Genomic DNA, 26,348 nt, shown 5'->3' on the forward strand with positions numbered 1-26,348 from the left:
GGCACCCAATGGTTCGTAAAGCCTGTTCTCTCGAGCCCAACGTCTTCAGCGCCCAGTGCCCCACGCGCCAGGCCCTGGATCTCATCGCCGACAAGTGGACCACCCTGCTGATCTACCTCCTCTCCCGGGGCAAGCAGCGCTATGGCGACCTGCACCGGCAGGTGGGCGGCATCAGCCAGAAGATGCTCACCCAGACCCTGCGCAAGCTGGAGCGCGATGGCCTGGTCACCCGCCACGTCTACCCCGAGGTGCCGCCCCGCACCGAGTACGAACTGACGAAGCTGGGGCACACGCTCATCGAGCCCATGGGCGCCCTCTGCGAGTGGGCCGGCACCCACCTGTCCGAGCTGGAGCAGGCCCGCAAGCGGTACGACCACCTGCAGAAGAAGGCCACCCTCAGCGCGTGAACCGCAGGTCTTCCGGCGTGTCGAGATCCCAGGTCCCCTCGGGGAAGGGGATGGTCGGGGCGTTCTCCCGGAGGAGGATGGGCTTGGCGCCCCGGTCACCCGCCAGGCCCAGCAGTTCCGGGAAGAGCCGGGCTGGAAAGATTGCCGGGATGCCGGGGCGGCCTCCGTAGGCACACGCGACGGGGGCCGTGCCCTCCTGCGCGCCGTGCAGCTGGAGGAGCCGCCCGAGCAGGGGGGGATCCACGGCCGGCTGGTCGATGGCGAGGAGGAGGACGGCAGCCGTGGAACCGGGCAGGGCGGCGATGCCCGCCCGGATGGAGCTGGCCATGCCTTCAGCGGCTTCGGCGTTCCGGACCACGCGCACCGACGGATCCAGCGCGCCGGGGTCCCAGTCGCCCACCACGGCGAGCACAGGCGTGCAGCCGGCCGCCTGGGCGATCCTCACCGTCCGCTGGAGCAGCGTCTCGCCGTCGAGCACGAGCAGGGCCTTCGGACCACCCATGCGCCGGCCGGATCCGGCGGCCAGGATGAGCGCGGGGATCACGGCATGACCCGGGTCCGGGTCCCGCCCAGCGACGACCCCGAGCGCTCCGTGGCGAAGGCCTGGACCTCGGCGAGGATGGCCAGGGCGATGCCTTCGGGATCCGTCGCCCCGAGATCGAGGCCAACGGGTGTGTGGAGTCGCGCATCGGGATGCAGGCCCTCTGCCGCCAGCTCCCCGAGGAGCTTGGCGCCCCGGGCGCGGCTGCCCATGAGGCCCAGGTAGCCGGCCTTCGAAGGCAGGAGCAGGCGCAGGGCTTCCAGGTCCTTGGCGTAGTGGTGCGTCATGAGGACCACCGCGCTGCGGGCGTCCAGGGGCAGGGTGGGCAGCACCTGGGCGGGATGGCCCGAACGCACCGCGTCCGCCTCCGGAAAGCGCGCGGGCTGGGCGAAGGCCGGCCGGTGGTCCACCACGCCCACGAACCAGCCCAGCGCCTTCGCCAGGTGGACGAGGGGGCGGCTGTCGTCGCTGGCGCCGAGAATCCAGAGTGCCAGGGGGGGATGGATGATCTCCGTGAAGCCGGGACCCGGGTCTCCCGCCTGGGCGAGGAGGCAGCGCTGGCCCAGGCCATCGGGATCCAGGTCGGTGTGGAGGACGATGCCGGTCCGGGAAGCCCAGGCCTGCTCGATCCAGGTCATCCACTGGGGGAAGCCGGGCAGCGGCTCGATCAGGATGTCGAGCACGCCCTCGCAGCCGCTGCCGCTGCCCCAGACCAGGTCGAGCTCACCGCGGAGGTCGTACTGCACCAGCTTCGGCCTGCCCTGGGCCAGCGCTTCCAGCGCCCGCGCCTGAACATCGCCTTCGAGGCAGCCGCCGCTGAGGGAGCCCCGCAGGGGCCCGCTGGCATCCAGCAGCAGCCTTGCCCCGGTCCGGCGGTAGCTCGCCCCCTCGGCTCGCACCAGGGTCGCGAGTGCCAGGGGACCCGGGCGTTCGCGGACCAGGCGCAGGATGTCCTGAAGCTCTTTCACTTGAAAGTGTCGGCGCCGACCGGCACCCGGCGGATCCGTTTGCCGGTGGCCGCGAAGACGGCGTTCAGCACCGCGGGGATGGCGAGGGGCACGGGCGGCTCACCCATGCCGGAAGGCGCTTCGGTGCTGGCGACGATGACGGTCTCGATGGCGGGCATGTCGGCGAGGCGCAGCACGGGGAAGTCGTGGTACCCCGTCTCCACCGTGCGTCCCTTGTCCCAGGTGATCTGGCTGAAGAGCGCCGACAGGCCGAAGGCGATGCCGCCTTCCACCTGGGCCTCCAGCCCGGCCGGGTTCACCACGAAGCCGCAGTCCACGGCGCAGGTGATCTTGTGGACGCGCAGCTGGCCCTTCTCCACCGAGACCTCGGCCACCTCGGCGGCGTAGGTGCGGCCGTCGTAGGCATGGCAGGCCAGCCCCAGCCCCCGGCCCGCGGGCAGCTTGCGGCCCCAGCCGGCCTTCTCGGCAGCCACCTGGAGCACCTTCTTCAGGCGCCGGATGTCCGCCTCGTCCCGCCCGAACTTGACGATGCCCTGGTTGCCCATCAGGTCGAGCCGCAGCTGGAGGGGATCCCTGCCGGTGGCATGGGCCACTTCATCCAGGAAGCATTCGCGGGCGAAGACATTGGGCACGATCTCGATGCCGCGCCACCAGCCGAGTGGTGTGGGGGCCTCCACTTCGGCGTAGTCCACCCGGATGGCGGGGATGGCGTAGGGGATGTCCAGGGCGCCGCTGGCCTCGGCGGAGGCCATGGCCGGCGACTTCTGGCCGCCCATCCAGGACCGCAGGATGGAGGGCCCGGCGATGCGGTGCGCCCAGGCCGACAGACCGCCAGAAGCGTCCAGGCCCGCCCGCAGCCGATGCAGGGTGGCGGGGTGGTGCAGGTCATGGCGGAGGTCATCCTCCCGGTCCCACACCACCTGGACCGGCCCGCCCCCCAGAGCCTTGGCCACCTGCGCGGCCTCGGTGCTGAAGTCGGTACCGAGGCGGCGTCCGAAGCCACCGCCGATGAGGGCCACATTCAGCTTCACCTGTTCGGGCTTGAGGCCCAGGGCGGCCGCGGCGGTGTTCTGGGCCCGGTTCGGAGACTGCGTTCCGGTCCAGAGCTCCGCACCTTCGGCCTGGAGCTGGACTGTGGCGTTCATGGGCTCCACCGTGGCGTGGGCCTGGTAAGGGAAGGCGTATTCGGCCTCCATCACTTTGGCGGCGCTGGCGAGGGCCTTCTCGGCGTCGCCGGCCTTCCAGGCCTCGTCGCCGGGTCCGGTCAGGGCCGTCCGCATCTTGGCTTCCAGCGCGGCGGAGTTGAAATCCTTCCCGGCGCCCTCGTCCCAGGTGGTGCTGGCGGCCAGGGCCTCGCGGCCCTTGAAGGCGGCCCAAGTGCTGTCGGCGACCACCGCCAGACCCGTGGGCACCTTCACCACGGCCTTCACGCCCTTCACGGCCTTCGCCTTGGCCTCGTCCCAGGCCTTGGGCTGGCCGCCGGGAACCTGGCAGCGCAGCACGGCCGCGAAGCGCTGGCCGGGGCGGCGCACGTCCAGTCCAAACACCGCCTTGCCGGTGACGATGGCCGGGCCATCGAAGCGGGGCATGCGCTTCCCCAGCAGCCGGTACTCGCTGGCCTTCTTGAGGGGCGGATCCTTGGGCACCGGCAGCTTGGCGGCGGCTTCCGCCAGGTCGCCGTAGCCGAGCTTGCGGCCGCCGGGGCCCAGCACGAAGCCGTTCCTGGTGGAGCACACCTGCGCGTCGACCTTCCACTGCGCTGCGGCGGCGGCCACCAGCATCTGGCGCGCGGCCGCACCGGCCTTGCGGAGCGGATTCCAGGTGCTGCTGACGCTCGTGCTGCCGCCGGTCTGCATGGACTTGAAGTCCGGTCCGGGGTTCGCGTTGACGACCTCGATCCGGGACCAGTCGAGGTCCAGTTCTTCCGCCAGCGCCATGGGCAGGGCCGTGCGGACCCCCTGGCCCATCTCGGTCTTGGGGACGGTGATCCGCACCGTGCCATCCGGCTTCAGGGCCAGGAAGGCATTGGGCCTGAACTCGACCTTGGCAGCCTCGCCGGGCTTGGGTTTGGCCTCCAGATGCAGGCCCAGGATGAGGCCGGTCCCGGTGGCCCCCGTCACCTTGAGGAACTCCCGGCGGCTGGTCATTTCACACCTCCCGCGGCGCGCAGCACGGCTTTCCGGACGCGCGAATAGGTGCCGCAGCGGCACACGTGATCTGCGAAGGCCTCGTCGATGTCGCCATCGGTGGGATGAGCCTTGTGCTTGAGGAGGGCCGCGGCGGTCATGATCATGCCAGGCTGGCAGTAGCCGCACTGGGCCACGTCCTCGGCAAGCCAGGCCTGCTGCACCGGGTGGGTGCCATCCTTCGAGAGCCCCTCCACGGTGACGACGGTGTGGCCGGCTGCCTCCTTCAGGCTCGTCTGGCAGGACTTCACGGCCTTGCCATCCAGGTGGATGGTGCAGGATCCGCAGACGCCCTGGCCGCAGCCGAACTTGGTGCCGGTGAGGCCGAGGGTGTCCCGGAGGATCCAGAGCAGCGGAGTGTCGGCCTCGGCGTCCACGGTGCGGACGCGGCCATTCACGGTGAGCTGGAAGGAAGGCATGGCAGCTCCTGGAAACCTCAAGTGATGAGGCTTCCACCCTACGCCCAGGGAGACTCCGCCGCAACGGTGCTAGGGTGTGGTCACGTTCCCGGGGGTGCCATGTCGAGAGCCTGGACCGTCCTGCCGTGTCTCGTTGCCGGTGTGGGACCCGCCTTCGCCCAGGCGCCGAGCCTGGAGCCGGTGCTCCGGGCCGAGCTGGCCTTCGCCCGCATGGCCGATGAGAAGGGCATCCGCACGGCCTTCCTGACTTGGCTGACCGAGGATGCGAGCGTCTTCTCGCCTCGCATGACCAACCGGAAGGAGCAGTACGGGCCCGAGCCCGGCGATCCCGGCCACCTGGTCTGGTACCCGGAGGCCATGGGCCTCGCCGCCTCGGGCGACCTGGCCTGGAGCCTCGGTCCCTGGACCTACGCAGTGAAGAAGGGCGGGGCGGTCCTCGTGCATGGCCATTTCCTCTCTGTCTGGCGGAAGCAGGCCGGCGGTGGCTGGAAGGCCGTGGCCGACATCGGTGTCCCCCACGCGGCACCGGAGCGCCCCGTGGAGCCGTTCGCCATCTGGGACGCTGCACCCATGAAGCGGCTGACCCAGTCGAAGGGGTCCGATGCCACGCCGGTGTTGCTGCGGAAGGAGGCTGACCTCGCGGCGGCCTGGGTGGAGAAGGGCGGGCTGGCCCTGCTGCCGGAGCTGGCGAAGGCGGGCCGGGTGCTGCGTCCGCGGCGGATGCCCCTGCGGGATCCTGCCGAGATCGAGAAGGCCCTGGAGGCCGACCGGCCCGGCGCACGCTGGGAACCGGCCAGGATCCAGGTGGCGGCTGGCGGTGATCTGGCCTGGACTTGCGGCGAGTCCGGTCCTGATGACCGGGGCGCCACGGCCAGCTTCCTCCGGATCTGGACGCTCGAAGGGGGGGACTGGAAGGTGCTGTTCGATGTGCGCCTGCCGCATCCGGCCCCGCCGAAATAGCCCTGGCATCCCTCTCGCCCTTCTCCCGTGTTGTGTCGGGAGTTTGTCGTGCTGCGACGGTGGGTGCTTTTCCTTGGATTGGCGGCGGGCCTGGGTCTTGGGGCCCAGGCTCAGGGGCGGCCCGCCCCCCCGCCCACGGCTTCGGAAAAGGAACTGCAGGCTCCCTTGACGCTGGAGGACGGAAAACCGACGCCCGGTCAGGCTGCGGAGGCACCCCCCTCGGGCCTGCGGGCCTTCGGATCGCTGGTGCTGGTGCTGGGGCTGGCGGGCGCCAGCCTGTGGGCCCTCAAGAAATACGGCCGCGGCCGGATCCCCGGCGGGGGCGGCCACAAGCTGCGGGTGGAGGAGACCCTGGCCCTGGGCGACCGGCGCTTCGTGTCGATTCTGGACGTGGAAGGCGAGCGGTTCCTCATTGCTCTGGCGCCCCAGGGCATCAGCCTGCTTTCGCGGCTGGATCCTGGTGACCGGGGCGAGCCGGGCACCTTCGATGACGCCCTGAACCGCCAGGTGGATCTGGGCCGTCCCGTCCCCGTGAAGGAGATGGAAGCGATGCTCAGGCAGGGTGGGGGCGGACAGTGAACCGGTTGATGCGCTGGCTTCCCACGCTCCTCCTGCTGACGGCGGGCCTGAGCCTCTGCGCGCAGCAGGCGGCGCCCCTGCCGTCCGTCACCGTGGATTTCGGCAAGGCACCTACGGGCCCGGCCCTCAGCTCCAGCCTGCAGGCCATGCTGCTGCTGACGATCCTGACCCTGGCCCCGACCATCCTCATGACCGCCACCAGCTTCACGCGCATCGTGGTGGTGATGCACTTCCTCCGCCAGGGCCTGGGCACTCAGCAGACGCCCTCGAACCAGGTGCTCATCAGCCTCTCGCTGGTGCTCACCTTCTTCATCATGGCGCCCACGGCGCGGGAAATTAACAGTACCGTCCTCCAGCCCCTGCAGCGCAATGAGCTGACCACGGACCAGGCCCTGGACCGCACGGCGGCGCCCATGAAGGTGTTCATGCTGCGTCACACGCGGAAGAAGGACCTGTCGCTGTTCCTCAAGATCGCCAAGGCCCCGGCGCCCAGGACCAAGGCCGACGTGCCCATGGAATGCCTGCTTCCGGCCTTTCTCATCAGCGAGCTGAAGACCGCCTTCGAGATCGGCTTCATGATCTTCCTGCCCTTCCTGGTGGTGGACATGGTGGTGGCCAGCATCCTGCTCAGCATGGGCATGATGATGCTGCCGCCGGTGGTGATCTCGCTGCCCTTCAAGGTGCTGCTCTTCGTGCTTGTGGACGGCTGGTACCTGATCGTCGGCTCCCTGGTGAGGGGGTACACCGGATGAACGAGCTGCTGATCGCCCAGATCGGAAAGGAAGCCCTCAAGACCGCGCTGCTGGTGGCTGGACCGGCCCTGCTGGTGTCGCTCGTGGTGGGTCTGATCGTCTCCGTGTTCCAGGTGGTGACGAGCCTCCAGGACCAGACCATCGCCTTCGTGCCCAAGGTCATCGCCGTGATGGTGGTGGTGGCCATCAGCTTCCCCTGGATGATGCAGGTGATGCTCCGGTTCACCACGCGCATGTTCACCGACTTCAATGCCGTCGTACGACAGCTGACCTGAGGCGGTCGTGACCCCCACGCTCATGAACACCTCCGTCTGGGCCATCACGGGCGCCAAGGCGGTGCTGTGGGTGCTGGTGCTCACGCGCATGACGGGCCTGCTGGCGACCCTGCCGATCCTGGGCTCCGAACAGGTGCCGCTGCAGCTCCGGGCGGCCCTGGGCGCGCTGCTGACGACGGTGCTGCTGCCGGTCGTCCCCGTTCCGGCCAACCTCCCCTCGGGGCTGCCCGAGCTGGTGGGGCTGATGGCCTCGGAGCTGGCGATCGGCCTCCTCCTGGGGAGCGTGGTGGCCTGGATCCTCGAGGCGGTGTCCTTCGCCGGGACCCTCATGGATACCCAGATGGGCTTCTCCTTCGTCCAGTTCCTGGATCCCGCCACCTCCCAGAGCACCTCGATCTCCGGCTCCCTGATGATGCAGATCTCCGCCCTCCTGGTCTTCCTCACGGGGCTGCACCATCAGATGATCCTGGCGCTGGTGGACAGCTACCGCATCGCGCCCATGGGGCAGGGGGTGCCGCTCCAGGCCTTCGGCCTGATCACCCTGATCGGGCAGATGCTGGCCAAGGGCTTCCAGCTGGCCTTCCCCGTGCTGGCCGTGCTGTTCCTGATCGACCTGATCCTGGGCATCTCCGGGAAGTTCATGCCCCAGCTGCAGCTGCTGCAGCTTAGTTTCCCGCTGAAGATCGCCCTGGGCATGACGGTGCTGGGCCTGGTCCTCCGGGAGCTGGGTCCCTGGCTCTCCCCGCTCCTGGCCTCTGCGCCGAAGCTCGCCCTGAAGCTGCTGGGAGGTTGAGGTGGCGCACGATCCCGGCAAGACCGAGAAGGCCACCCCCAAACGACGGCAAAAGGCCCGGGAGGAGGGCTCCGTCCCGCGCAGCGCCGACTTCGACGGCGCCATCCTGCTCTGGGGGAACTTCTTCCTCTTCCTGGGGCTGGGCGGGGCCACCATGGCCCTGCTGACCAGGCAGGTCGCCCATTTCCTCGAGAGAGCCAGGCCCGGGGCCCTGGCGGATGCGGGCCAGGTGACGCTGCTCGGCGATGTCTTCATGATTCTGGGACGGCTCCTGCTGCCCTTCCTGCTCATCAATCTGCTGGTGGCGCTGATCACCGGGTTCTCCCAGCGCGGATTCACCATCAGCGCGAAACCGCTCCTGCCGAAATTCGAGAAGCTGGACCCGGCCAAGGGGTTCCAGCGCCTCTTCTCCTCGAAGGCCCTGGTGGATCTTCTCAAGAGCCTGGCCAAGTTCGCCCTGCTGGCCTGGGTGGCCTATGGTGTGCTGGCGCCGCGGATTCCGGCGCTCCTCGGCACCCTGAAACTGCCCCTGGGGCAGTCCCTGAACCTGTTCCAGGGGACGGTTTTCGCGCTCTACCGCAACGTGATGTTGGCCATGCTGGTGCTTGCCGTCGCTGATTTCATCTGGCAGCGCACCTCCTGGGAGAAGAGCATCCGGATGACCAAGCAGGAAGTGAAGGACGAGTTCAAGGACGCCGACGGCAGCCCCGAGATCAAACAGCGGCAGAAGTCCATCATGATGGCGGCGGCCCGCCGCCGCATGCTGTCCGAAGTGCCCAAGGCCACGGTGGTGGTGACCAATCCCACCCACGTGGCCGTGGCCCTGCGCTACGACGAGAAGACCCTCGCCCCGGTCTGCGTGGCCAAGGGGCTCGACCACCTGGCGCTGAAGATCAGGGAGAAGGCCAAGGAATCCGGCGTGCCCATCCTCGAGCGCCCCGAGGTGGCGCGGGCCCTCTACCGCTCGGTGGAGGTCAGCAAGCCCATCCCCCGCGACCTCTACCAGGCCGTCGCCCAGGTGCTGGCCTTCGTGTACCGGCTCCGGGGGGCCGCATGAGGTCCGCGCTGGAGTTCCCAATCCAACGGGCCGAAAGGGTATCGTTAGACCAGCCTGAGGATGTCCCTTGACCCGGCCCATCGTTCCGCCCCACCTCCCCGCCCCCAGCCTCCTGCTGGTGGACGATGACCCCATGCCCCGGGAGACGCTCTCGACGCTGCTCTCGGCCGAGGGATTCCAGGTGGTGACCGCCTCCACGGGCGAAGAGGCCGAGGGGAAGCTCAAGGCTGAGCAGCCGCCCTTCGACCTGGTCATCACGGACCTGGTCATGCCCGGCAAGACCGGGATGGACGTGCTGAAGTGCGCCCTGAACCGGAATCCCAGCTGCACGGTGCTGGTCCTCACCGGATTCGGAAGCGTCCGCGAGGCCACCGAGGCCATGGAGCTCGGCGCCTTCGACTTCGTCACCAAACCGATGCAGATCGACCAGTTCCGGAACACCCTGCGGCGGCTCATGGAGCGGCGGACGCTCACTCATGAGCGGGACGAACTTCGGGACAAGGTGAAGGCCCTGACCGAACGCGCTGAGCGGCTGGAAACCACCCTTGGGCGCATGGAGATCCTGGCCAACCAGATGGCCCCGACCAGTGGACCCGCCCGCCCGGACGCCCTGGCGGACCTGGAGCGCCTCGCCGCGCTGAAGTCCAAGGGGCTCCTCTCGGATGAGGAGTTCGAGCAGGGGAAGAAGAACCTCCTGGCCCGGTGGCTCGCATGAGACGCCGCGGGGACCGCGCGGTCTGGCTCTTCCTGCTGGTCGCCTTCCCCCTGCTGGCCCAGCATGCGGCACCCGCCAAGGCCGAGCCGCACGCGCCCGCGGCGAAGGCACCCACCGGGCGGATGACGGATGCCGACGTGGCGGAGCTGGCCAAGGGTGCCCTGACCGCCGAGAATCTGACCTCCATCCGGGCCGCCCTCGGTCGGCTCAAGGCACACACCTTCAAGTCCAGCAAAGTCCCCGAACGGGAACTGGTCCTCTATGCCCAGGGCGTCCTCGAAGCGCGGCTGGGCAACCTTCCCGGCGCCACGGTGGCGCTGAAGAAGCTCGAGCGGCAGTGGCCGAAGTCGCCCTTCATGGGGGAGGCCCACACGATTCTCGCCGAGGATGCGCTCGTCCATCGAAGGTACAAGGAGGCCGAGGGGCGGCTCCACCAGGCCCTGGCCGCGGACATCCCCTCTGAGCTGAAGCGGAAACCCCAGGAACTCCTGATCTGGGCCCTGGTCGAGCAGGAGCGCCCCCAGGAGGCCCTGCCCATCGTGCAGTCCCTGCGGCCCCTCGAAGGGAGGGAGAAGCCCAGCGAGCGGGGCCTGGCAGCCATTGTGGAGGTCCTGTGCGCGACCGGTGAGCGGGAACAGGCCCAGGGCGCCCGCAAGGATTTCCAGAACCTCTACCCCAAGAGCGAGCTGATGCCCCGGGTGGACCTGGTGTGGGGCCGCCTGCTGGGCCGGTCCGGCGAAGCCCAGGAATCCGCCCAGGTCCTCCGGAAGCTCATCAAGGATTATCCGGGCTCGAGCCAGGCCGACGATGCGCGCCTGGCGCTCGCGAACCTGCTGACGGACGGGAGCCTCCCGGATACCAAGGACCTGCCCAGCGCCGAGGCCCTGCTGGCCGAGGTGCGGAAGGCGGGCAAGGGCCTTCCGAAGCGGACCGCCCAGGTCGTGGAGTTGCGCCTGTTGGTCGGGAAGCTGCTCTGGGAGGACGCTCTGAACCTGGTGGACCGCATGGACCCCGCGACCCGGGAGACGGTGCCCGAGGTGAAGAAGCTCTGGACCGAAGCCTGGAACGCCTGGGTGGGCCAGCGCCTCGAAAAGGGTTTTCCAGGTGAGTTGCTGGCCCGGCTGAAGGCCGGGACCTTCGCTGCGCTTGAGCCGGCCTTCCGCAAGGGCGTCGTTGAGCTGCTCGCCGCCCAGGGCCTGCTCGAGCTGATCCCCCGTCTTCTGCCGGAAGCCCCGGCGGCGGAGCGGGGCGGCCTCCGGAAGGCCGCCCTGGCCAAGGTGCAACCGGAAGCCCAACCGCAGGCCATCCTCCGCCTGCTGCCCGCCAAAGCTGAAACCCCCGATGAGGCCCTCCTGAGGGCGCGCGCAGAGGGCGCGCTGGAGCACTGGGCTCCGCTGCGTGCGGCCCTGGGACGCGCCAGACCTGGACCGGAGCGCATGGCCGGAGTCCTTCGCCTGCTGCAACGGCCCGTGGCCGCTCCGGAAACCGGGGCCCAGCGGCTCCAGGAGGCCGAAGGCTGGCTGAGGCGGGCCACCGAAAAACCGGAGGTAAGAGAACCCCTGGCGATCCTGGTGGCGGATCTGCGCTTCCAGCACGGCGATGTCCGCGGGGCCCTGGCCCTCTATCCCGCCAAACCCGTGGCCCCGGAGCAGCGGGGCTGGGTGGCCCTCATGCGGACCCAGGCCCTGATCAAGCTGGGGCAGCGGGACCAGGCCAAGGGGCTCATCAAGGCGGCCCGGGACGAGCAGGGCTTCAAGGGTCAGCGGGACGCCCTCGCCAAGAGCCTGGGAGCCTACTAGGCCTGAATGCGGTACAGGTATGCTGGGACTTCCCCCCGGAGATCCTGATGCGTCCCCTGATCGCCGCCCTTCTGTTCATCGCCGTGTTCGATCTCAGCGCCGCACCCAAGCCGAAGGTCAAGCTCACCACGAGCATGGGCGTCATCGTGATGGAACTGGAGCCCGAGGTGGCGCCGAAGACCGTGGAGAACTTCCTCAAATACGTGAAGAAGGGCCAGTATAAAGGGACCATCTTCCACCGCGTCATTTCGGGGTTCATGATCCAGGGCGGCGGCTATGTGGACTACCTGGGTAAGAAGCGCACCGATGCGGCGATCCCCAATGAGGCCGACCGCTCCGCCGCCGCGGGTCTGAAGAACAAGCGTGGGACCCTGGCCATGGCCAGGACAGCTGATCCCCACAGCGCCGCCGCGGAGTTCTTCATCAACGTGGTGGACAACCCCTTCCTGGATTTCAAGGGCAAGGCCAACGACAAGACCTGGGGCTACTGCGTGTTCGGCAAAGTGACCCAGGGCATGGATGTGGTCGACCGCATCAAGGCCGTCAAGACCAGTAACAAGCGCAGCGACTTTCCTTCCCTGCCCGTGAAGCCCGTGCTCATCACGGATGCGGTGCAGCTCCCATGACCGCGAAGGCCTCGGCCGGGGCGCCGAGCTTGCGGAGGCTGCGTTCGAGCCGGGTCCGGTAGCGGGGCCAGAGATCGGGCCCGGCGTGCTCGAAGCGGGCCCGGTCCCAGTCGAGCAGCAGGGCGCCTCCCGAAGGCGGCAGGATCACGTTGGTGGCGTTCAGATCGGGTGACCAGAGGCCCCATTCGCAGAGCGATCCGATGAGGCGCCGGATGTCGGCGCCGCGTTCCGCGCTGAGATCCCAGCGGCGCGGCCAGGGCTCTCCCTGGGCCAGACGGGTGATCAGCACGCCCTCGACGCCGAGGGCCCTGGGACGCCACGCGTAGCCGACGGGCTCGACGGTGGGAAAGCCCGCCTCCCACAAGCCGCGATGGATGGCATGCTCTGCGGCGAAGCGGAGGTGGGTGCGGTAAGTCCGCTCGTTGACGTGGCGCAGCAGGCCGCCCCGGCGGTAGGGCCGGAGGACGAGGTCGCCCACGCGGAGAACGCCGCCGCGGCCGAAGGCGCCCGCCAGCGGAACGGGCTCGCCAGTGGGGACCGCGCCGCCCGGCGTGCAAACCCGCCAGCCGCCGCCGAGACCCGGCAGCTCCAGGTTCAGGCGGCATCCAAGCGGACGGAGGGCCATGCCGGGTTCGAAGGGCCACTGGGGCGGGAGCGGGGGGATGATGTAGGGATCGTGGATCATGGCGTTGGAGTACAGCTTGCCGTGCCATCGTCCGGAACGCAAAAGAAGGAAGCTGGAACGAACCCACGAGCACTTGTCAACCGGGAGATGTTCCGCACGCCTGCCACCAAATGTGGGCAGAGACCCAAGTGGCTTGTGCTGAAAGGAATTCTCGGGGTTCACCCGGTGACTTCCCACAGTGGATGTGGAAATCGCCGGCGAGCCGGGTTGTCCATCCGGAGCTTCGCCTCGGTTTCTGCAGATCTGGAGAGGCGGGTTCTTGTCCCAACCCCGCAGTGGACCACTATGCTGAAGACGTGAGCAACCGAGCGAGCCATCCCGCCATTCCGGCCGAAGCACTGGCGCGGAGGAGCCGTCTGCAGGCCGCGCTGAGGAGCATGGAAGCCGTCGCACCCAGCCGGGAACCAGCCTGTCTGCAGGCGCTGCGGGCCCTGCTGTCAGGCCCCCCCACCGCCGCGATGGACGCCATGGTCGAGGCGATCAGCACCGCCGAGCTGGCGGAGGAGGCCAGCGAGCGGATCCGATCACTGCGCCCTGATGCGGGAAACGCCGAGGTGGCCAAGGCTCTCGCCCTCCGGCTCGCTCCGCTCGCCGCGGCCGCCCAGCAGCGGCGGGCCGCACGTTGGCAGCTGGATACCCGCCGCACTCTGATCCGCTTCACTTATGCGAAGGAACCAGGCGCCCTCGACTACGACGATGGGGATCTCCATGCCCTGTTCCTGCAGGCCTTCCGCCTCGAGGGGCTGGGCCTGGCCCTGGATCTCGGCAAACGGCCGCGACCGCTTCTGACCGTTGGACTTCCACTCTCCGCAGGCATCGGGAGCCGAGGCGAGTCCATGGACGCAGTCCTGAAGCGCGAACCGGCGGAAGATCCAACGGAGCTGATGACCAGGCTGAACCTGCGTCTTCCCCAAGGATTGAGGATCGATCGGTGGATTCCCCTGCCGGGATATGCGACCGCGCCCTCCGATCTGGCCCGGCTGTCGCACTGGGTCTGGAGGGTGGATCCGGCACTTCGAGCTCAGCTGGAAGCGGGGGTGGCGATCTTCCTGGGGGCGAGCACCTGGCCCTGGGAACGGGGACCCGCGAAATCCGAGACACCACTGGACCTTCGGATGATCCTCTCCGGATTGCAGTGGACCGACGAAGGGCTCCGCTTCGACACCTGCATGGGGCCCCACCAGGCGGTCAATCCACTCAAGCTGCTCGGCGCAGTCCTCGGGCTGGAACCATCCGACATCACGGGGCTCGTCCGCACCGGCGTGGAGTTCGATCCTGATCCGCGGCTCGGCCAGGCCGACCGTTTCGAGCCCAAGCTGAAGAACATGTACGAGGATGCCGTGCTGCTGGGCGGCGGCTCGAACATCGTGCTGGTGGACGAGGACGACGACGAGCCCACGATCCTAGGCTGAGACGTCCTTGCTGATGGAGAGCAGCAAGCCGAGGCAGATCAGGCTGGTGATGAGGCTGTTCGGGCCGAAGGAGATGAAGGGCAGGGGGATGCCCTTGTTCGGCGCCAGCGAGAGCACCACGCTCATGTTCATGAGGGCCTGCACCACCAGCAGCAGCACGAAGCCCATGGCGCACAGCTTCAGGTAGCCGTCGCCCACCCGCCGGGCGATGCGGTAGCCGCGCCAGAGGATGGCGATGAAGAGGGCCAGGATGGCCACCGTTCCTATGAGGCCCGCCTCCTCGGCGATGACGGCATAGATGAAGTCCGTGTGGGCTTCCGGCAGGAAGAAGAGCTTCTGTTTTCCGCCACCGAGCCCCACGCCCATGAAGCCGCCGTTACCCACGGCAACGAGGCTCTGCAGGGCCTGGTGCCCCTTACCGAGGGGATCGGCCTCGGGGTTGAGGAAGCTGGTGACGCGGGCCAGGCGATAGGGCGAGAGCACCACGAAGGCCGTGCCGAGCACGCCCAGGATGGGAATGGCCACGGCAAAGATCCACTTCGGCGCCCCCCCCAGGAAGACCACCATCAAGGCCACGAAGACGATGAGGAAGGTGGTGCCGAAGTCGGGTTCGCGGAGGATGAGGGCCAGGGGGATCAGCAGAATGCCCGCCAACCCCAGCAGCTTGGGCAGCGCGTCCCGGTGGTGCGTCCAGGCCTCGCGGTTGCGGATCATCCAGGAGGCGGCGATGAGCACCGAGAGGGGCTTGAAGAACTCCGAAGGCTGGAGGCTCACGGGACCCAGCCGGATCCATCGGTGGGCGCCGTTGATCTTGGGGCCTAGGAAGAGCACGGCCACGAGGAGCCCGATCAGGACGAAGTAGGCCACCATCAGCGGGCGAGGGTGATCCTGCAGGGTTGCGAGGTCCACCTGGGAGAGGGCCAGCATGAACGTGATGCCGATGCCTCCACCCAGGAGCTGGCGCGTGAGGAAGGCCGTGGCTGCCGCGTGGTTCTGGGAGGCCTTGATGGCCGAGGCGGAGTAGATCCAGACCATGCCCACGGCCACCAGGGCCAGGGCGAAGAGCACCAGCCAGCGGTCGACGGGACGGCGGACGTCGGGGGCCATGTCAGGCGATGGTCAGGTCGCGGCGGGCCGCGGCTTCGAGTTCATGGAGGGCCTGATCCACCCAGGCGGACTCCTGGGCCTCCACCATGAGGCGGAGCTTGGGTTCGGTGCCGGACCAGCGGATCACCTGGCGGACGCCATCGCCCCAGCGGGCGTCGATGACGGCCATGGCGGCGGCCAGCGCGTCGCAGGCCTCGACGGCCTTCCGGTCTCGGGCCACCAGATTGACGAGCCGCTGGGGCCAGGGCCTGAAGGTCCAGTCCCAGCGGTGTTCCGGGGCGCGGTGGAGCAGGGCGCGGAGGATGGACAACCCCGCCGCGAGTCCGTCGCCGCTGGGCCCCACGCGTTTCTGGATGAGGTGGCCCGAGGCCTCCGCGGCCAGATCCCAGCCGCGCCTTGCCATCTCGCGCAGCAGGTACTTGTCCCCGACAGCGGTGCGGACGAAGGGGACGCCCGCATGGTGCAGGACCTGGGCCAGACCGCCATTGGTCATCAGCGTGCCGACCACACCCGGGGGGGCGTCGCCGCAGGCCAGGCGATCCTGGGCAAGGAGCCAGAGCATCTGGTCGCCATCCACCACGCGACCCGCGCCGTTCACCATCAGGCAGCGATCCCCATCGCCGTCGAAGGCGATGCCCAGGTCGGCGCTCCGGGCCACCACGGCGGCCGCCAGGGCATCCAGGTGCGTGGAACCGACGCCCACGTTGATGTTCGGTCCATCCGCGGGGACGCCGAGCCAGTGGAGGTCGCCACCGCGGAAGAGTTCCAGGGCGGCCTCCGCCGTGGCGCCGTGGGCGCAGTCGATGACCACGCGGAAGTCGGGGGGAAGGGTGATGCCTTCGAGGTGGTCCAGGTAGGGCTTCAGCTCCAGGCGGGCCGGTGGCGCGGAGATCGTCGTGGGTTCGGCCAGCTCGCCGAAGGCCGCCTCGATGGCCCGCTCCTGGTCCTCCTCCAGTTTCTCGCCAAGCTCGTTGAAGCCCTTGAGGCCGTTGTCCTCCGGGGGATTGTGGCTGGCGGAGATCATGAGGCCCCAGGTCTTCTCGCCTTCGGCGCTCAACCTTGCCACGTTCCAGGCCACCGCGGGCGTCGGGGCCATGCCCAGCGCCAGTACCTTGAGGCCCAGGCCCACGCCCAGGATGAAGGCCTCGGACATGGGGCCCGAGCTGGAGCGGGGATCCCATCCGACCACCAGCCGCCGGACGCCTGCCATGCGCGCCACCTGGGCCCAGGCGGCACCCCAGCGGGTCACCTCCTCCAGCGTGAGCGGAGAGCGCAGGGCGACCCCTCGAATGCCATCAGTGCCGAAGTAACGGAGGCTCACGCGGCACCTCCTGTGCCGCGCCCGTCATTCGGCCCATCCTGGGCCTCATCCCTGCGGGACCGGACTTTCGTCCGGTGGCGCTCGGCTCCTGCCTCGCGCTCGGGGTTCGGCTTCGCCAAATTGGCACTTCGCTCGTGCTTCATGCTCATGAGGCAAGGTTACCCGATGGCGTGGGTTCTGAAGACCCTGTAGTCCCACCGCCGCGCCTCGGCGTGGGCATCTGCCGTGAGCCCATCGCGCTGGCCTGGTGGCAGGCCGGGCGCTCCGGCCCGGGCGGCCAGGAAGCGCTTGCGCGAGATGCCGAGGCAGAACCGTTCCACCGGCCAGGTCAGGGCTTCCGGAAGGCGGGGCAGGGCCTGCCACAGGGCCAGGTCCTCCCGGAAGGTGGTGCCGAAGCCGAACCCCGGATCGAGGAGGATCCTGGTCCCGAAGACGCCCGCCTGCAGGAGGCGGTCACGGACGGCGCACAGCTCCCGGATGGCCGCCTCGGCATCCCTCGGAGTGGGATCGTCGTAGGGCGGCATGTGGAAGCCCGCGCCCTCCCGGCGGCTGCGCATGGCAATGAGGCCACAGCTCGATCCGCCGGCCAGATCCAGCATGGCGGGGTCGGAGAAGCCGGTGACGTCGTTGAGCACGGCGACGCCCGCAGCCAGACCGCGGGCTGCCACGCCCGCGTGACGGGTGTCCAGGCTGAGGGGGATGGCGGGGAGCTGCTCGCCCAGGGCGGCCAGGACGGGCTCCAGACGCTCCCACTCGGTGGTTGCGGAGACGGGCGCAGCGCCGGGCCGCGTGCTCTCCGCACCCAGGTCCAGCATCCCAGCCCCGGCCGCCACCAGGGCGCGGGCCTGCGCCAGGGCCGCTTCCGGCGCCAGGAACCGGCCGCCATCGCTGAAGGAGTCGGGGGTCAGATTGAGGATGCCGATGAAAAGGGGACCGCCCTTCAGGAGCGGTCCCCAATCAAACGGGAGCATGGTCACGCGGGCTTGAGGGCCGGGTTGAGTCCGGGGTCCGTGGAGTGGCCTTCCTCCACCGTGGCGGGTGCCGTGGGCGTGCTGCCGGCCTTGGGCGGGGGCAGGGTGCCCCCCTTCATCAGGATCTCGATGTCGTTGCCGTCGAGCGTTTCACGCACCAGCAGGGCCTCGGCGATGGCCACCAGCTGCTCACGGTGGCTCTCGATGGCGGCCTTGGCCTTGCGGTAGTTGCGCATGACGAACTCATGGACTTCGGAGTCGATCATGCGGGCCGTGTCCTCCGAGATCTCGCGGTGCTGGGTGAAATCACGCCCCAGGAAGATCTCGTGCTGGCCGCCGCCGAAGTTCAGCGGGCCCAGCTTGTCGCTCATGCCGTATTCCATGACCATGGACTTGGCCATGTCGGTCGCCTGCTGGATGTCGTTCGAGGCGCCGGTGCTCAGCTGGTTGAAGAAGAGCTCCTCGGCGATGCGCCCGCCCATGGCGATGGCGATGCGGCTCTCCATGTACTCGCGGGTGGTGTTGTAGCGGTCCTTCAGGGGGAGCTGCCAGGTGACGCCCAGGGCACGGCCCCGGGGGATGATGGTCACCTTGTGCAGCGGATCGCTCTGGGGCACCACGGCGGCGACGACCGTGTGGCCGGCCTCGTGGTAGGCGGTGATGCGCTTGTCCTCGTCGGTCATGACGAGGCTGCGGCGCTCGGTGCCCATGTAGACCTTGTCCTTGGCCTGCTCGAAGTCATGCATCTCCACCCACTTCTTGTTGCCACGGGCGGCGGTGAGGGCGGCCTCGTTGCAGAGGTTGGCCAGGTCGGCACCGGCGAAGCCGGGTGTGCCGCGCGCCAGGACCTCCAGGTCCACGTCGGGGCTGAGGGGAATCTTGTCGGCGGTGTGGACCTTGAGGATCTCGAAGCGGCCCTTCACGTCCGGCCGGTCCACCACCACGCGGCGATCGAAGCGGCCGGGGCGGAGCAGGGCGGGATCCAGCACGTCGGGGCGGTTGGTGGCGGCGACGAGGATGACGCCCTCGTTGCCCTCGAAGCCGTCCATTTCGACCAGCAGCTGGTTCAGGGTCTGTTCGCGCTCGTCGTGGCCACCGCCCAGGCCGGCGCCGCGATGGCGGCCCACGGCATCGATCTCATCGATGAACACGATGCAGGGGGCGCTCTTCTTGGCCTGCTCGAAGAGGTCGCGCACGCGGCTGGCGCCCACGCCCACGAACATCTCCACGAAATCGGAGCCGGAGATGGAGAAGAACTGGACCTTGGCTTCGCCCGCAATGGCCCGGGCCAGCAGGGTCTTGCCGGTCCCCGGAGGACCCATGAGCAGCACGCCCTTGGGGATCTTGCCGCCCAGTTTCAGGAACTTGGCGGGATCCTTCAGGAACTCGACGATCTCCTTCAGTTCCTCCTTGGCCTCGTCGCAGCCGGCGACATCGGCAAAGGTGGTGCGCTTGGCGGTGCCGGAGAGGCCCTTGGCCCTGGCCTTGCCGAAGCTCATGGCCTTGTTGCCGCCCATCTGGGCCTGGCGCATGAAGACGAACCACAACACCACGAAGACCAGCAGCGGCGCCCAGAACATCAACACGTAGGCGAAGTTGTTCTCGCTGGGCTTGGCGGCCTTGAACTCCTCGATCTGGCCCTCGGTCTTCCAGCTAAGGATGACCTTGCCCAGGTCCTGCATGGGCGGGGCCACGGTGCGGAACTTCTCGATGACTTCGCCGGTCTTGGCGTTCTTCTCGGGCTGCTTGTAGGTGCCTTCAATGTCGAACCCGGAAAGTGTCACGGATTTGTACTTGCCCGCCACGCCCTCGGTGTAGAAGGTCGAGAAGGCGACTTCGATCTGCTTGCTGTTCTGGGGGATCTGGCGGAAGGCCAGCACCAACAGGGCGATGATGCCCAACCAGACCAGCACGCTTTTCATCATGGAATTCAAAGGGTCACTCCTTGGGGCCGGAGCCCAGGTGGCCCTCCAGTTTACTAGGTCCGGGAAGGCAGCGGACCTTGTCTTAGATGCAGATACCCACCGCCAGGTTCAGGGTTTAGGTGGAAATTCCCCCAGGATGAGGGTTGGCGGCCATGGGCGAGGCGCTCGGCCAGCCAGGGCGTGAGGTTCCGCAGCAGACCGGCTTCCCTCGTCCAGCCCAGGCGACGGAAGGCTGACTCCAGCGTCCATCGGAGTTCCGCCTCGTCCCAGTCGCCCTTTTCGAAGGCGATGCCTCCATCCGCGATGGACCAGCGGGAGCCCTCCCGGGTCAGGATGAAGCCTCGCGCCAGCCGCTCGGCCTCCTCTGCCTGCCGATGCGTTTCGAACAGGTGGCGGTCCAGGTCGGGGGCCTCCTGTCTCAGATCCACGAGCAGCCGCCGCCAGCGGTTGCGCGGGGTGAAGGGTTCACCGTTGCTCGTGTCCTCCCGCCAGGGGATCTTCCGTGCGGCCAGGTAGATGCGCAGGTCCTCACGCCGGACCTCCGCCAGGGGGGACCAGCGCAGGTCCTGGCGCGGCGCCAGGGGATGCAGGCAGCCCAGCCCGCCGCCCCGCGCGAGGCGGATGAAGACGGTCTCGGTGTGGTCGTCCAGCGTGTGCCCCGTGGCGACCGCCGCGGCACCGCCCTGTTCGGCTTCCTGGCGCAGCCAATCCCAGCGCAGCTCCCGGGCGGCCATCTCCAGGCCAAGGCCCTGGTCTCGCGCGTGGGTCCTGACACCGAGGCTCGCCTCGGCCAGATCCAGATCCAGAGCCCGGCAGAGCTGGCGGACGAAGTCCGCATCCTCCGCAGATTCCGGCCGCAGGCCGTGATCGGCATGGGCCACCGACAAGTCCAGCCCCAGGCTCTTGCGGAGCGTCCAGAGCAGGAGCAGCAGGGCCACGGAATCGCCGCCGCCCGAGCAGGCCACCAGCACGCGACCGCTCACGCCATCGCCCCGGCGCTGGATCTGCGCGAGGAGGTCAGACTCGAAGCGGTTCACGCAGGCTCTTCCAGGCGGGCGAGAAGATCGGTCAGGGCCTTTGGAACGGGGCGTTCACACCACAGGGCCTCGGCCCAGTCGCACATGCGCAGGGAGCCCCAGTGCATGGCGCGGCCGAGGACCCCGCGGCGGAAGGCGGGATGCGCGATGCGCGTGACGGGCTGCGACGGATCCTGATCGAACTGACTGCCGAAGGCATCGAAGGCGGCCATGCGGCGAGCCCACACGGCACTGACATCCACCAGCAGATCGGGCTGGCCGGGATTCTCGCCGCCCACCCAGGCCAAGGCCTCGGGCCGGAATGGGGAGCCGGGACAGGGGTAGTTCTTCAAACCCGTATAGTAGGCCGCTTCCCGGGCGAGGCGGTGGGCACGGCGGTGGTCGGGATGGCGGTCCTCCGGTGCGGGCAGGATCAGGACCCGGGGCCGGAGCCGGCGGAGCTCGGCCATGAGACGCAAGCGGTAGGCCTCGTCTTCGGTGAAGCGGCCATCTGGGAAATCCAGCACGAATCGTGGAACACCGAGAATCCCCGCGGCTTCCTGGGCTTCGATCCGGCGGGTCTCCGCCGTGCCGCGCGTTCCGAGATCGCCGCTGGTGAGGTCGAGGATGGCGGCCTTCAGGCCCCGATCCGAAGCCAGGGCCAGGATCCCGCCCACGTGGACCTCGACATCGTCCGGGTGGGCCCCGATGGCCAGGAGGTCGCACCCGTCGTGGGGGGCAGTGGGGCTCATGGTTCCTCCACCAGGATGACGGGGCGGGTCCCGTCCATGCGATCCAGGATGGCATCGAGCAGGGCACCGGACCTCAGCCACGGGAGACCCGGAATCACCCGCTCCTGGGGCCGCCCGAAGGGGAAGAGGGTCTGCCTGAGAAACTCCGGATCGCCGCCCAGCATCCGGCCGGCCGCCTCCCGGTGGAGGCGCCGGTCCAGCTTGCCGAGCCGCTCCCGGCTGCGGGCCTGCTCGCGGCGGAAGCGCTCCTGGATGGCCATGGGCCAGGCTGAGTCCGGCTGAATCTCCTGCACCATTCCGGTCGGGAAGACGCCGGCCCACGGCCCAAGGTTGTCCCAGGCTCCCAGGCGGAGCGCGTCCATCTGGTCTGGAGCGATGCGGTACCCGGAAGGCATGACGAAGACACTGGGACGCGGCAGGATCCTCGGCGCGGGCAGACCCACCCGATCCCACAGCGGCTCGCAGAGCCGCCAGTAGGCCCGCTCGGAGGGCCCCAGCACCACGGCCGCGACCGGCAGCAGCAGGGACTGCATCAGGGGGCGGATGGCAGCGCCCGGGCTCAGCCAGAGCCCCTTGGCGAGGACCTCGCCGGGCTCCAGCCGTTGCCGCCGGCCCGTCCCGGGATCCAGGGAGAACCAGGCGGCCTGGACTCGCGGGTCCAGCGGCAGGGGGGCACCCTGGGCGATCAGACGATCGGCCTGCTGGACGAGTCCGGCCTGCAAATCCAGACTGCGCCAGCGTTCCAACTCGGCCTGGATGGGGTCGCGCACCTCAGGGTTCGTGGGCGAGAAGGGGCGAAGGCCACGCTCCCACAGAGGCCGGCCCAGAGCCAGGACATGCCCGCGCAGCGTGGGGGCCTCTGGCTCGGGCAGTGGTCCCCAGAGCTTCGTGGCCTCGGCCTGGTGCTGGGGCGACCAGGGCAGCCAGCCCGTGGCGGTGCCGGGGCGGGTGTCGAAGCGGAACCGGTGGCGCACCAGCCGGGATCCGTCCCAGCCCACCACGGAGGCCACCTCGGCGTGGTCGTGGTCTTCATCGGCCAGCCAGTACACGGCCTCGGCGCCGGTGCGGCGCGCCTCGGCCAGAGCCGCCAGGGCCTTGGCGATGGACAGGGCAGGGCTCCATCCCGCGCCGATCTGCTGGCCGGTGGCGATGACGGGCCTGGGGCTCATGGACATCCCCCGGAGGACGGATCCAATCGGGGCAGCAGCCGCTCGGTACACATGGGCCCCAGCCTACCCGATATGCGATGCTCGACGGGATGCTGAGCGTCGAACCCTGGATCCCCCCCGCTTCGCCCGATCTCGCGATCCTCGCCATGGAGGCCGCGGATGAGGCGGGTCTGGCCTCGCTCCGCGCCTGGCCCAGCGTGAGCAAGGGTGGTGTCAGTTTCGGGCAGCTGCCGCCCTTCCTCTGCTGGCGGGGACAAGTGGATGAAGCCTGGCACCTGGTCCTGCTCCAGGCCCGGGAGGTGGGGGCCCTGGTCCACGGGGCCAAGACGGCCCCGCTGCCAACAGGTTGGCTGGAGGCTCTCGATCTGGAGGCCCTGGCCCGCCCCCTGGCCCGCCACCCGGCTTTTCCTGGGGGAACCTCAGTTCATGTGGTTCAGCTACCCGGGACGGAGGCCTTCCGGGTTCGCACCTTCGGAACGCCGGCGCCAGATCTGGTCGCCGAGGTTCTGAAACGCACCAGTCACATCCAAATCTGGCACCTGGCCGATTAACCAGGGCAAGGGGACCACCATGCTCAGCCTGGACCTGTCCACCCTCAAGGAAGCCGCCATGGCCGTGGCGCTGGGCCTGATGATGGGCCTTGAGCGCGAGCGGAGCGGCTTCGAGCGCCGTCAGGAAGGGCCCGACCACCCCTTCAACCGGCGTGCTGGCGATCCGGCCGAGGAAACGCACGGCAGCCTGGGCGCACGGACCTTCTCGCTGCTCACACTGCTGGGCTGGATCTCGGTGAAGGTTGGCGGCGAGAGCCTGGCCATGCCCATCGCGGTCATGGCCTTCGCGGCGCTGATGATCGGGCTCTTCTACTTTGAGACCAGTTCGTCTGATCGCGGTCTCACCACGGAGATCGCGGCCCTCTCGGCGCCCCTGCTGGGGATGCTGCTCACGCGGGACGCGCTGCTCGCGGTGGCCGTGGCCGTGATCGTCACCCTGCTGCTGCTGTCCAAGCCCTGGATCAGGGCGTGGATCCCAAGGCTGCACCGCGAAGACCTGACGGCCTCCATCCAGCTGCTCATCGTCTTCGCGATCCTGCTGCCGATGTTGCCGGAACGCACCCTCGATCCCTGGGGCGTCCTTTCACCCCGCAAGGTGGGGTGGATGGTCGCGCTGATCGCCGCCGTGGACTTCCTCGGCTACGCGCTGAACCGGCTGCTGGGCGCCCGGCGCGGGGCCCTGATGACCGGCCTGGTGGGAGGGCTGGTCAGCTCCACCGTGGTGACGGTCTCCATGTCCCGGCAGGCCCGCGAGGATCCGTCGCTGAGGGATCCCGGCCAGGTGGCGGTGCTGCTGGCCTGCTCCGTGATGGGTTTGCGGGTGGCCATCCTCGCGGGAGTGGTGGGCGGGCCAACCCTGGTCAGACCCTTGCTGCTGCCCATGGCGGCCATGGTGCTGGTGCTGCTCGGGGCCAGTGGGTGGATCTATCGCACTGGGGCCATGAAGCCCGCAGGAGAGGAGGTGGCCGTCCGGAACCCCTTCCACTTGAAGCGGGCCACGGCATGGGGTCTGGCGCTGGCTGGCGTCCTGCTGGCCTCGGCTGCGGCCCGGGCCTGGTTCGGGGACCGGGGCCTCCTCATGGCCGCCGGGCTCTCGGGTCTGGCCGATGTGGATGCCATCACCCTGGCGGTCAGCAGCCAGGTCCGGGGCGTGGGGCTGCCTGCGTCCACCGCCGTGCTGGCCATCATCCTGGCCATCGGCACAAACACATTGGCCAAAGCCGGATTTGCCTGGATTTCAGGCGGACGAGCCTTCGGCCTGCGTCTGGCCGCGCTGCTCGGGGGATCCCTCGCGGCGGCCCTGCTTGTGGCCTGGATCCAGGCCTGAGTGCGCTGAGTTATTTCCCGCGGTTGCTCATGCGGGTGTGCGCCACACCACTCTTGCCTTGGGGCTTGGTGGACGCCCTGACCGTGGGCTTGGGGCCCGCGGTCGCCTTGGGCTTCCCGGCCGAGGCCGTGGAGGCGGGCTTGTCCGCGGCCTGAACGGACTTCAGGAGGTCGGCGGGGACGAGCGGCTTGGTCATGGGGGACTCCTGTCGACAGTCTAGCCGCTTCCGGGCGCGAGACCGCGTTCCGCATGATGTGACGGGGTTCCTGGGAGGTCGCGCGGAACGGTGGATATGCTGGAAGGAGCCGGAGATGCCGGCGGATCTTGATGGTGAACCATGGGCGCAGACGGATGGGAGAGGCTGGCAGAGAACGCGCTGCTGGCCTTCGGCATGTGGTCCGGCACCTCGAGGCTCGTCCGAAGACGCCTGCTGGAGGCTTGGCTGGAGGCATTGGCGCCGGTGCGCGAGCTGCTGGCCCAGGAGATGACCCGGGAAACCGGGAAGCCCATCACCCTGGCCCGGGGTGAGGTCGGGCGCGCCGAGGCGACCCTGAAGGCCACCTTTGAGGCCGTGGCCTCGTTCGGCGAAGAGAGCGTCCCCTACGATCTGATGGCCGGGGCGGATGGCTGCCGGGCCACCTTCCGCCGTTTCCCGTTGGGGCCCGTGCTGGCCATCACGCCCTTCAACTTCCCCGTGAACCTGGCCATGCACAAGCTGGCCCCGGCGCTCAGTGTGGGCTGCAGCGTCATCTGGAAGCCCTGCCCCCAGGCGCCCCGCACCTCGCAGCTGCTCTGGGAGAGCTTCGAGGCGGCGCGGCTGCGCGTCGCGGCTCCCGACCACCTGCTGCAGCTGGCCGGCTCGGATCCCGTCCGGGCCGAGGCTCTGGCCCGGGATCCCCGCATCGCCGGCGTGAGCTTCACCGGCTCGGAGCGGGTGGGCCGGCACCTGGAACAGGTCCTGGCCGGGAAACGCCTGCTGCTGGAACTGGGCGGCAACGGGGCCGTGGTCGTGGACGAGGGCGTGGATGCCACGGCGGTGGCCGGACACCTGGCGCCGGCCGCGGTGGCCGGGGCCGGACAGAGCTGTTCCAAGGCCCAGCGGATCTATGTGCACGGCCGTCTCTGGGACGCCTTCGTGCCAGCCTTCGTCGCCGCCGTGAAGGCACTGCCCGTGGGGGACCCCTTGGATCCCGCGACGGCGGTGGGACCCGTCATCGACGAGGCCACGGCCATCCGGATGGATGCCAGCCTGGATCGCGCGGTGGCGGCGGGGGCCGAGGTTCTGCTTCGGGGTGTCCGTCAGGGCGCCCTGCTGCCGCCAGCCATCCTGACGGGCGTGCCCGAGGACGACCCGCTGCAGTGCGAGGAGGCCTTCGCCCCCGTGACGGTGCTGACCCGCGTCGACACCTTCGAGACGGGCCTCGACCGGGCTGCGGCCACGCGCTTCGGGCTGCGGGCCAGCGCCTACAGCCGCGATCTGCGGCACCTCCATCTGGCGGAATCGAAGCTGAGGGCCGGCGGTGTGCTCTTGAACCTGCCCCCCACCTTCCGGCTGGATGCCGCGCCCTTCGGCGGCGTCGCCGCCAGCGGCAACGGTTTCGAGGGGCCCCGCTGGGCCATGGAGGGCTTCACGGAAGGCCGCCTCATCGTCCAAGGCCCCGCCCTTTAAGATCCGCCCCGGAGTCCTGACATGCCCCTGACCATGCCCTTCGAACCCGGCGATCTGGTGGTGGTGGTGCTCCAGTCGCCCCGGGAGCGCATCTGGGGCGCCCTGCTCGGGCTGGATGCGGCCGGCATCGCCATCCGGGGTCTCGACCTGACCCCCTGGGAAGAGGTGCTCTCGCTGGTGCGGACTGGCGAATCCGATCAGGTGGCCCTCGGTACCCGCTTCCTGCCCATGCACCGCGTGGAGGCGATGTACCTCGACGAGGCCAGTTCCGGTGCGCCGAGCCTGGCCGTGACCTTCAAGAACCGCACGGGCCAGGAGGCCCGCGCCTTCCTCGTTCCCACCCAGTCACCGACGGCCTGACCCCCC

28 protein-coding genes are annotated in these 26,348 nt (G+C 69.2%); 15 read left to right on the forward strand and 13 right to left on the reverse strand.

Annotation, left to right across the window (positions count from 1 at the left end; translation table 11 throughout):
- Positions 1–8 precede the first annotated feature (8 nt).
- Positions 9–407 (forward strand): winged helix-turn-helix transcriptional regulator, encoded by a 399-nt coding sequence (locus QOZ81_RS07660; protein WP_291199224.1) that lies wholly within the window; start codon positions 9–11, stop codon positions 405–407.
- Here QOZ81_RS07660 and QOZ81_RS07665 read toward each other — a convergent pair.
- From QOZ81_RS07665 to QOZ81_RS07680, 4 genes are read right to left on the reverse strand one after another with little or no spacing between them, the layout of a single operon-like run.
- Positions 397–951, reverse strand: a complete 555-nt coding sequence (locus tag QOZ81_RS07665; protein WP_291199220.1) for a nucleotidyltransferase family protein — start codon at positions 949–951, stop codon at positions 397–399. The two genes, QOZ81_RS07660 and QOZ81_RS07665, sit on opposite strands and share 11 nt — an antisense overlap.
- Positions 948–1,916 carry an XdhC family protein gene (locus QOZ81_RS07670; protein ID WP_291199218.1) on the reverse strand — a complete coding sequence of 323 codons (969 nt, stop codon included), beginning with the start codon at positions 1,914–1,916 and terminating at the stop codon, positions 948–950. The genes QOZ81_RS07665 and QOZ81_RS07670 overlap by 4 nt, the downstream gene beginning before the upstream one ends.
- Positions 1,913–4,063, reverse strand: a complete 2,151-nt coding sequence (locus tag QOZ81_RS07675) for a xanthine dehydrogenase family protein molybdopterin-binding subunit (protein WP_291199216.1) — start codon at positions 4,061–4,063, stop codon at positions 1,913–1,915. Before QOZ81_RS07675 ends, QOZ81_RS07670 begins: the two co-directional genes overlap by 4 nt.
- The gene (locus QOZ81_RS07680) at positions 4,060–4,521 is read right to left on the reverse strand and encodes a (2Fe-2S)-binding protein (RefSeq protein WP_291199214.1); all 462 of its coding nucleotides are present in this window, start codon (positions 4,519–4,521) and stop codon (positions 4,060–4,062) included. The genes QOZ81_RS07675 and QOZ81_RS07680 overlap by 4 nt, the downstream gene beginning before the upstream one ends.
- 99 nt (positions 4,522–4,620) lie before the next feature.
- Here QOZ81_RS07680 and QOZ81_RS07685 point away from each other — a divergent pair, with 99 nt between their 5' ends.
- From QOZ81_RS07685 to QOZ81_RS07725, 9 genes are all read left to right on the forward strand, one after another.
- Positions 4,621–5,481 (forward strand): hypothetical protein, encoded by an 861-nt coding sequence (locus tag QOZ81_RS07685; protein ID WP_291199212.1) that lies wholly within the window; start codon positions 4,621–4,623, stop codon positions 5,479–5,481.
- A gap of 48 nt (positions 5,482–5,529) precedes the next feature.
- Positions 5,530–6,060 (forward strand): FliO/MopB family protein, encoded by a 531-nt coding sequence (locus tag QOZ81_RS07690; RefSeq protein ID WP_291199210.1) that lies wholly within the window; start codon positions 5,530–5,532, stop codon positions 6,058–6,060.
- 8 nt (positions 6,061–6,068) lie between these two features.
- Positions 6,069–6,812, forward strand: coding sequence for a flagellar type III secretion system pore protein FliP (gene fliP / locus QOZ81_RS07695; RefSeq protein WP_291199208.1), 744 nt, complete (start codon positions 6,069–6,071; stop codon positions 6,810–6,812).
- Positions 6,809–7,087 carry a flagellar biosynthesis protein FliQ gene (gene fliQ / locus QOZ81_RS07700; RefSeq protein WP_291199206.1) on the forward strand — a complete coding sequence of 93 codons (279 nt, stop codon included), beginning with the start codon at positions 6,809–6,811 and terminating at the stop codon, positions 7,085–7,087. The genes fliP and fliQ overlap by 4 nt, the downstream gene beginning before the upstream one ends.
- Positions 7,088–7,094: 7 nt before the next feature.
- Positions 7,095–7,880: a flagellar biosynthetic protein FliR gene (locus tag QOZ81_RS07705; protein ID WP_291199204.1), complete on the forward strand. Its 786-nt coding sequence runs from the start codon at positions 7,095–7,097 to the stop codon at positions 7,878–7,880.
- Between the two features lies 1 nt (position 7,881).
- Positions 7,882–8,937 (forward strand): flagellar biosynthesis protein FlhB, encoded by a 1,056-nt coding sequence (gene flhB, locus QOZ81_RS07710; RefSeq protein ID WP_291199202.1) that lies wholly within the window; start codon positions 7,882–7,884, stop codon positions 8,935–8,937.
- 67 nt (positions 8,938–9,004) lie between these two features.
- The gene (locus QOZ81_RS07715) at positions 9,005–9,652 is read left to right on the forward strand and encodes a response regulator (RefSeq protein ID WP_291199200.1); all 648 of its coding nucleotides are present in this window, start codon (positions 9,005–9,007) and stop codon (positions 9,650–9,652) included.
- A complete protein-coding gene (locus tag QOZ81_RS07720; protein ID WP_291199199.1) occupies positions 9,649–11,451 on the forward strand; it encodes a tetratricopeptide repeat protein in 1,803 nt (600 codons plus the stop codon). Before QOZ81_RS07715 ends, QOZ81_RS07720 begins: the two co-directional genes overlap by 4 nt.
- 47 nt (positions 11,452–11,498) lie before the next feature.
- A complete protein-coding gene (locus QOZ81_RS07725; RefSeq protein ID WP_291199198.1) occupies positions 11,499–12,077 on the forward strand; it encodes a peptidylprolyl isomerase in 579 nt (192 codons plus the stop codon).
- On the opposite strand, the gene QOZ81_RS07730 is transcribed toward QOZ81_RS07725, so the two are convergent.
- On the reverse strand, positions 12,052–12,804 hold the full coding sequence (locus tag QOZ81_RS07730; RefSeq protein ID WP_291199196.1) for a lipopolysaccharide kinase InaA family protein: 753 nt from the start codon (positions 12,802–12,804) through the stop codon (positions 12,052–12,054). The genes QOZ81_RS07725 and QOZ81_RS07730 overlap by 26 nt on opposite strands.
- Before the next feature lie 335 nt (positions 12,805–13,139).
- On the opposite strand from QOZ81_RS07730, the gene QOZ81_RS07735 reads away from it, so the two are divergent.
- Positions 13,140–14,174, forward strand: a complete 1,035-nt coding sequence (locus QOZ81_RS07735) for a DUF2344 domain-containing protein (RefSeq protein WP_291199194.1) — start codon at positions 13,140–13,142, stop codon at positions 14,172–14,174.
- Here QOZ81_RS07735 and ftsW read toward each other — a convergent pair.
- From ftsW to bshC, 7 genes are all read right to left on the reverse strand, one after another.
- Positions 14,166–15,281, reverse strand: coding sequence for a putative lipid II flippase FtsW (gene ftsW / locus QOZ81_RS07740; RefSeq protein ID WP_291199192.1), 1,116 nt, complete (start codon positions 15,279–15,281; stop codon positions 14,166–14,168). The genes QOZ81_RS07735 and ftsW overlap by 9 nt on opposite strands.
- Position 15,282: 1 nt before the next feature.
- Positions 15,283–16,602 carry a hypothetical protein gene (gene glmM / locus QOZ81_RS07745; RefSeq protein WP_291199190.1) on the reverse strand — a complete coding sequence of 440 codons (1,320 nt, stop codon included), beginning with the start codon at positions 16,600–16,602 and terminating at the stop codon, positions 15,283–15,285.
- A 158-nt stretch (positions 16,603–16,760) separates the two neighbouring features.
- Positions 16,761–17,573 carry a dihydropteroate synthase gene (gene folP, locus QOZ81_RS07750; RefSeq protein WP_291207548.1) on the reverse strand — a complete coding sequence of 271 codons (813 nt, stop codon included), beginning with the start codon at positions 17,571–17,573 and terminating at the stop codon, positions 16,761–16,763.
- A 2-nt stretch (positions 17,574–17,575) separates the two neighbouring features.
- On the reverse strand, positions 17,576–19,495 hold the full coding sequence (gene ftsH, locus QOZ81_RS07755) for an ATP-dependent zinc metalloprotease FtsH (RefSeq protein WP_291199188.1): 1,920 nt from the start codon (positions 19,493–19,495) through the stop codon (positions 17,576–17,578).
- Between the two features lie 56 nt (positions 19,496–19,551).
- The gene (gene tilS / locus QOZ81_RS07760; protein ID WP_291199186.1) at positions 19,552–20,535 is read right to left on the reverse strand and encodes a tRNA lysidine(34) synthetase TilS; all 984 of its coding nucleotides are present in this window, start codon (positions 20,533–20,535) and stop codon (positions 19,552–19,554) included.
- Positions 20,532–21,266, reverse strand: coding sequence for a bacillithiol biosynthesis deacetylase BshB1 (gene bshB1, locus QOZ81_RS07765; RefSeq protein WP_291199184.1), 735 nt, complete (start codon positions 21,264–21,266; stop codon positions 20,532–20,534). Before bshB1 ends, tilS begins: the two co-directional genes overlap by 4 nt.
- Positions 21,263–22,435 carry a bacillithiol biosynthesis protein BshC gene (bshC, locus tag QOZ81_RS07770; protein ID WP_291199182.1) on the reverse strand — a complete coding sequence of 391 codons (1,173 nt, stop codon included), beginning with the start codon at positions 22,433–22,435 and terminating at the stop codon, positions 21,263–21,265. Before bshC ends, bshB1 begins: the two co-directional genes overlap by 4 nt.
- Positions 22,436–22,512: 77 nt before the next feature.
- On the opposite strand from bshC, the gene QOZ81_RS07775 reads away from it, so the two are divergent.
- Complete coding sequence (locus tag QOZ81_RS07775) at positions 22,513–22,986, forward strand: hypothetical protein (protein ID WP_291199180.1); 474 nt, start codon at positions 22,513–22,515, stop codon at positions 22,984–22,986.
- A gap of 19 nt (positions 22,987–23,005) precedes the next feature.
- On the forward strand, positions 23,006–24,313 hold the full coding sequence (locus QOZ81_RS07780; protein WP_291199179.1) for an MgtC/SapB family protein: 1,308 nt from the start codon (positions 23,006–23,008) through the stop codon (positions 24,311–24,313).
- 10 nt (positions 24,314–24,323) lie between these two features.
- Here the strand turns inward: QOZ81_RS07780 and QOZ81_RS07785 are convergent, their stop codons facing one another.
- Positions 24,324–24,509 carry a hypothetical protein gene (locus tag QOZ81_RS07785; protein WP_291199177.1) on the reverse strand — a complete coding sequence of 62 codons (186 nt, stop codon included), beginning with the start codon at positions 24,507–24,509 and terminating at the stop codon, positions 24,324–24,326.
- Positions 24,510–24,650: 141 nt separating this feature from the next.
- On the opposite strand from QOZ81_RS07785, the gene QOZ81_RS07790 reads away from it, so the two are divergent.
- Positions 24,651–25,982, forward strand: a complete 1,332-nt coding sequence (locus QOZ81_RS07790) for an aldehyde dehydrogenase family protein (protein WP_291199175.1) — start codon at positions 24,651–24,653, stop codon at positions 25,980–25,982.
- 21 nt (positions 25,983–26,003) lie between these two features.
- On the forward strand, positions 26,004–26,342 hold the full coding sequence (locus QOZ81_RS07795) for a hypothetical protein (RefSeq protein ID WP_291199173.1): 339 nt from the start codon (positions 26,004–26,006) through the stop codon (positions 26,340–26,342).
- The last annotated feature ends 6 nt before the right edge of the window (positions 26,343–26,348 follow it).

Origin of the sequence: Geothrix sp. (assembly GCF_030219325.1) — a bacterium.
Lineage (GTDB): Bacteria > Acidobacteriota > Holophagae > Holophagales > Holophagaceae > Geothrix.